4 protein-coding genes are annotated in these 3,495 nt (G+C 34.0%); 2 read left to right on the forward strand and 2 right to left on the reverse strand.

What is annotated here, in order from left to right:
- Positions 1-526, forward strand: a 526-nt coding sequence (locus AC6F8J_RS08610; RefSeq protein WP_500722577.1) for a transposase, incomplete at its 5' end; no start/stop codon positions are given.
- A gap of 371 nt (positions 527-897) precedes the next feature.
- Here the strand turns inward: AC6F8J_RS08610 and AC6F8J_RS08615 are convergent.
- Positions 898-1,401, reverse strand: coding sequence for a CPBP family glutamic-type intramembrane protease (locus AC6F8J_RS08615; RefSeq protein ID WP_500722579.1), 504 nt, complete (start codon positions 1,399-1,401; stop codon positions 898-900).
- A gap of 469 nt (positions 1,402-1,870) precedes the next feature.
- Between AC6F8J_RS08615 and mgrA the strand changes: the two genes are divergently transcribed.
- Complete coding sequence (gene mgrA, locus AC6F8J_RS08620; protein ID WP_500722580.1) at positions 1,871-2,860, forward strand: L-glyceraldehyde 3-phosphate reductase; 990 nt, start codon at positions 1,871-1,873, stop codon at positions 2,858-2,860.
- Between the two features lie 65 nt (positions 2,861-2,925).
- Here the strand turns inward: mgrA and AC6F8J_RS08625 are convergent.
- The coding region (locus AC6F8J_RS08625) for a leucyl/phenylalanyl-tRNA--protein transferase (protein ID WP_500722582.1) at positions 2,926-3,495 on the reverse strand (570 nt) is incomplete at its 5' end.

A 3,495-nucleotide genomic window follows, 5' to 3' on the forward strand; every position in this document is an offset into this window, starting at 1 on the left:
ATTCGAGTCTGACATTGCTGTAAATCCTGATGTTCCTATCGTAAAATTGGATTCTGTTGAAGGTCGAAAAGGCGGAAAGGTCCTTCTCACAATCTACTTTAGAAACTGGAGTCTCATGTTAGCCTTTGTCCGAGATGCAAATACAGCTCGAATAGTGTCAGAAGTTTTTGATTGGATATATGAATTTTTAGGTCATGATGCGTTTACTGATCTATTCCAGTCCACCCTCACAGACAGGGGAAGCGAATTTACAAATCCTCTGTCGCTAGAGTTTAACAAGAATAACGAGCGTAGAACCCGTATCTTCTATTGTGATCCTCAACGTTCTGATCAAAAAGGTGGATGTGAGGTAACCCATGAAATGATACGACGTGTATTACCAAAAGGAACATCTTTTGATGCACTGAGTCAGGAGGACATTTCCCTGATGATGAGTCATATCAATTCATATAATAGAAAAAAGCTTAATATCAAGCTCGTTCCCGCTAATGAGATTAATCTAACACCTCTATTGCTAAAAAAGTAAGCAACTTAGTTTACAAGAATTTAGTCTTGCAAGGAAAATGCTGAACCGGAAGTTAATTTTACAAACTGGAATCTCGGATTCCAATTCAACCTGCTATTTTTTTACTCATCAAAGCATAACAATGTTTTTTATAAAAGTAAAGTCTTTTTGTTGTATTTTTTATTTTATAATATATTATTGCAACTTTTATACATATATGGGAATTACTGGAAATACAGTATGGTAAAGCTTAAGTTTTTAAATATTCGGTCCACTGAGTTATTTATGAAAAATAGATACTAAAAAAAGGGTCCAAACACACAATATCCTTTGGCACCCTCTCCAATTCCATTATTTACTATTATGATTTACACGGTCAAATACTGGCAACACTAAAAAATTTTCTGATATAAAATCTCTAAAGTTACTATAACCACTGATACACCATTTATCAGTCCATGAATGGCCGTCGTCACCCAAAATGCAGATACCTTTTTATCTTCATATATTACAAAAGCATACGCTAATGGTAATCCAAGAACAAATGCAAAAAAAATATAATAGATACTATATAGATGGCCTGTACCAAAAAATACTGCTGAAATTAGAACCATTAAAAGCTTTCGACTCTTAAAGAAATTAAATTTTTTCAATACTCTAATGATCAAAAATTGATATATAAACGTTTCAAAAATTGGTATTATTATTGCAAAAATTAAGAATAATAGAACTAGAGGCACTTCTTCTACTTCAGGCCCATCTATATCTATTTTCACGAAAAATACCATTATAGCAATTAGAATAACAACTACATAAGAAATCAATGTCATCATAAGTATAAACTTAGCGGTTGGAAGGCTTCTTAAATATATGTCCAATTTATTGATATATTTCATTTGTTTGATCTCCTTTACCTTTACGAGAAACTATATATGTATTCTTCTTTAATTCGAATTATCTTTAGTGGCTCATTTTTTTGTAACAAATACCACTATTTACCTTTTTCACCCACTTTTCATATTATAGCCATTATCATTATATAAGTAAAGCATATTTTGTTGTATTTTGTATCATTTTATTTTTTATTGAAACTATTTACATAAATGGGAATTATTGTAAATTCATTATGACAAGATTAGGCTTTTGATGATTTCAATCCATAAAGTTGCTTGTAGAAAATGGATATTTAATAAAGAAGGTACAAACTTAAATATGTCTGTACCCTCTTCTACTTTATTATTTAATTTTGTTGCTCGCGCAACTCAACCGGATGAATTGTCCCATGGTTGAGTAGACGTAGTCATTAGGGTATAATATATTATAAGATGAACTGTTTATAACACTCAGACAATTATAGGAGGCTTTATGTACAAAGCAAATGAACATCGATACGATGATATGATCTATAGACGGGCTGGTCAAACCGGTTTACGGCTGCCACTAATTTCTTTGGGTTTATGGCATAATTTTGGTGATAGGACATTAATTGAAAATAGCAGACAGATGATTCACAAAGCATTTGACCTTGGCATAACCCATTTTGACCTAGCTAATAATTATGGACCTCCACCTGGTTCAGCTGAAAGCAATTTTGGTCGAATTCTAAGAGAAGATATGAAGCACTATAGAGATGAAATGATTATTTCAACGAAAGCCGGCTATTATATGTGGCCTGGACCCTATGGCGACTTAGGCTCAAGAAAATATATACTTTCCAGTTTAGATCAAAGTCTTACCCGCATGGGATTGGATTATGTAGATATTTTTTATCATCACAGACCGGATCCTGATACGCCTATCGAAGAGTCCATGTTAGCCCTTGATCAAGCTGTTCGACAGGGAAAAGCCCTATATGTCGGCATATCCAATTATCGAAGTGAAGCTGGTAGGGAGGCTTTATCCATCCTTAAGGAACTTAGGACCCCAGTTGTTATGACTCAACCAAGATATTCCATGTTCGATCGTTGGATTGAAGAGGACGGCTTGTTAAATCTGACAGATGAAATGGGCGTCGGCAACATTGTTTTCAGTCCTCTTGCTCAAGGTCTTCTAACCAATAAGTATTTAGGTCATATTCCTGAAGATTCCAGAATTGCCAGTAGCAGTCAGTTTTTAAATGAAAACAATCTTACAGATGACGTTTTAAATAAAATCAACCATCTGAATCAGTTGGCCAAGGAGCGAAATCAAACCTTAGCACAAATGGCATTAGCATGGGTTTTAAGAGATGACCGTATCACCACTGCCTTAATCGGTGCAAGCAAAGTTAGTCAAGTGGAAGACAGTGTTGCTACTATTCATAATTTGAATTTCAGCAAGGAAGAACTGAATTTAATTGATGAAATTTTAACTTAGAAAAAATTATTAAATGAGGGTGCAAACATATTTATGTCTGTACCCTCTTCTACTTCATTATTTACTTATTTTGCAATTTCTTGGGCATTGCAGTTAGAAAATACATTCTCCCAATCACGAATTGGACTTTCTTGTAATATTGCATCATTTAATATTGTCATAAATTCATCATGCTCGATGACTGTAGCACCTAAACGCCTAAGATGGTCTGTTGGCCAATGTCCACAATCACAAAACTTAAATCCAAGTTCTTTCATTCGTAAGCAAAAAGCAATAAAAAGATATTTAGACCCATTACTAATCGCTCCAAACTTAGATTCAATAAGAAAGTATTCACCTAAATGAAAGCCAAAAAGTCCACCGACTAATTTATCTTCTAGCCACAATTCTATTGAGTGAGAATACCCTGCTTGATGAAGATCATATAAGGATTGGATTCTATCATCTGTTAGCCATAAAAATCCATCGTGGGAGTCTCTACATCCATATATGACATCCTTAAATGCTTTGTCCGCTGTAATCGTAAACATATCTTTCTTAAGCAATGATTTTATCGGTCTTTCTATATGAATAGAATCCATAAAAATGACACATCTTTGATCTGCAACCCACCACAAGTAAGGTTCACCGTTTGT

The organism is Petrocella sp. (assembly GCF_059865615.1).